The sequence below is a fragment of the Chryseobacterium sp. VD8 genome, assembly GCF_037149975.1.
Classification (GTDB): Bacteria; Bacteroidota; Bacteroidia; order Flavobacteriales; family Weeksellaceae; genus Chryseobacterium; species Chryseobacterium indicum.
This window is the reverse complement of record NZ_JBBCQL010000355.1, coordinates 1-2,835: the sequence shown is the minus strand read 5'-3', so window position 1 is coordinate 2,835 and position 2,835 is coordinate 1. Positions and strand designations below refer to the sequence as shown.

The 2,835-nt window shown below is 37.7% G+C and carries 2 protein-coding genes; both read right to left on the bottom strand.

The annotated features are described in order from the left end of the window. Positions 1 to 270 precede the first annotated feature (270 nt). Positions 271 to 432, bottom strand: coding sequence for a bacteriocin-like protein (locus tag WFK35_RS21985; RefSeq protein WP_302717668.1), 162 nt, complete (start codon positions 430 to 432; stop codon positions 271 to 273). Between the two features lie 159 nt (positions 433 to 591). Next, a partial coding sequence (gene paaZ, locus WFK35_RS21980; protein WP_336734710.1) for a phenylacetic acid degradation bifunctional protein PaaZ occupies positions 592 to 2,835 on the bottom strand: 2,244 nt, incomplete at its 5' end.

Genomic DNA, 2,835 nt, shown 5'->3' with positions numbered 1-2,835 from the left:
ATCAGAAGTAAAATAGGTTTCCAAATCCGTCGGACATATGAGAACATCTTTTACTTCTTCATATTTCTGTAGCCAGTTTTCGTTCATTTCTTTTGTTTTATGATATAATTAAACCTGAAAATAAGGAATAAAAACAAGCGTATCAAATATCATTACGTTTTTAACATAAGATTATAAAAAACCCTTTCAATATAGACTGAAAGGGAGTATTGAATTATTTAACTGAATTAGACTCATCAAAATGATACATGAAATATTGATTTTGTATCATTAAGAATCTGCACATATAACACATGCTCTTGGAGTAGTCGGCCAGATTCCGGGAATACAGCAGCTTCCTTTAGGACAAGAAGTGGGCGTACAAGACCAATTAGGACCAGATCCTTCAATGGCTCTCAACTCTGGTCTTGAGAGTTTTTTTAAGTTTTTCATAATGATTTAGTTTTAATGATTGTTCCTACTCTATATGCTTTTCGGATTTCGCATTCTAAAGTTAGCAATAAAATTATTTAAAAACAATTTAATCAAATAGTTATATAATTAAAAAGCAGCAATTCATTAAAGAATGCTGCTTTTTATAATCTTCTGAATTTAAATCAATCCAAACTGCTCAAAATGATGCGTAAAATGTTTCTTATGCATTAGTTCCCACATTTCCTTATTCAGTTTTCCGAATACGAAATTCATATGTTCTGCCTGTGGATTTTCTTTGTAATAAATCACAAATCTTTTTAAATTATCAATGAAAGACTGTTTTGCTGCTTCAAGATTTTTATGTTTTAACTCCAATAGTTTTTCATCATCCGCTAGAAACGGCGCAGGGAAATCCTTCGGCATTTTTCTGTGGTTATACAAAGAATCCTGCCATTTTTCCAACTGTTCTTCAGGAGTGAAGCATTTATCAGCTTCCGGTTCGCCAAGACTTACCAAAACCCCGTGCTCCAGATGTTCAATCATTTGCTGAGGAGACATTTTACCCCAGCTTGGCTGAGTAGATTCTGTTAATCCATTCAGCATTTTCTGAATATTTTTTAAGTTTAAATCGATAAAAGGAGACTGTTTTGCCACTAATGTTAAAATAGTTGCCACACAAACGATCTCATCTCTCTGATTTACGACCTCAACTAACCATTTTACAACTCCGGAAGGAATATTTCTTCCTTTTACTCCTCTGTTGATTTTTTCTTTCGCCGTTAAATACACTGTAATCGTATCTCCTGCATAAACAGGTTTAAAGAACGAACAGTTTTCCAGACCGTAATTTGCGATAACCGGTCCTTTTTTCCCTGAAACAAACAGTCCTGCCGCTGCGGAAAGGATAAAATAACCGTGAGCAACGGTTTTATCGAAAATTGTTCCTGTTAAACTTGTAGCATCCGTGTGTGCGTAGAAATGATCCCACGAAACATTGGAGAAATTTACGATATCTGCATCGGTAACCGTTCTTCCTGCTGTTTCCAGAGAATCTCCCACTTCAACTTCTTCAAAATATTTCTGGAAAGGATGTTTGTCAGAATATTTTTTCTCAGCACCCTGCTGATAAATTTTAGTAATGGCAGTTAAAACATCCGGAGAACCCTGAATTGCCGTTTTCTGAAGGAAGAAATGAAGACCGTTCAGTCCGCCCATTTCTTCACCGCCTCCTGCTCTTCCGGGACCGCCGTGCATCAAAGTCGGAAGCGGAGAACCGTGACCTGTACTTTCTTTTGCACTGTCTCTGTTCAGTACAAAAATTCTTCCGTGTTGTGAAGCCATTTTCCACGCCGTTTCAGCGACAAATTTGTCATCATGCGAGATAATTGAGCCAACAAGACTTCCTTTTCCTCTTTTTGCCAAAGCTGCCGCTTCTTCCGCATCTTTGTAAGGCATTAATGTAGAAACCGGGCCGAAAGCTTCGACATCGTGAGAGATATTTTTTTCAAATGGTTTATCATTTAAGAACAATTTCGGACTCATGAAAGCTCCGTTTTCGTAATCGGCATCTACCAATTCGTGCTTTCCGTCGTAAATTAACTCGGTTTCAGCTTTAAGCAAATCAACTTTTCTTAAAACCTCATCATATTGTTGTTTTCCAACCAAAGATCCCATTCTGGTTTCTCTACTCAACGGATTTCCGATTTTTGTCTGATCTAAAGCTTTAGACAAAGAATTCTGAACGTCACCAATTAAGTTTTCGGGAACAATAATTCTACGGATTGCTGTACATTTTTGTCCGGCTTTCGTCGTCATTTCGTTACGAACTTCTTTGATGAATAAATCAAATTCCGGAGTTCCCGGTTTTGCATCCAACCCAAGAATTGAACAGTTCAAAGAGTCTGCTTCCATATTGAAACGAACGGCATTTCCTGCAATCGAGGGCAGAGATTTTAATTTTCTTCCTGTATTTGCAGAACCAGTAAACAATACTGAATCTCCATCCTGCACATAATCCAGAATATTTCCCGGTTCACCGCATACCAATTGAACCGCTCCTTCCGGAAGAATTCCGCTTTCAATCATATCCTGAAAAACAGCGTTTGTTAAATAAGAACCGAAAGGAGAAGGTTTTACGATCGAAGGAACACCTGCTAACAATGATGTGGATAACTTTTCCAGCATTCCCCAAACCGGAAAATTGTAGGCATTAATTTGTACTGAAACTCCTTCGCTCGGCGTTAAAATGTGGGTTCCCAGAAATGTTCCGTTTGCCGAAATTTTCTGAGTATCTCCATCTACCCAAAACGGTGTATTCGGAAGCATTCTTTTTGCCAATCCTGAATACGTGAAGAATGTACCAAAACCTCCTTCAATATCTACCCAAGAATCAACGTGAGTTGCTCCTGTTTTATACGATAG

Excerpts from the sequence above, each read along its gene's own strand:
- WFK35_RS21985 (WP_302717668.1), bottom strand. The coding sequence starts at position 432 with ATGAAAAACTTAAAAAAACTCTCAAGACCAGAGTTGAGAGCCATTGAA.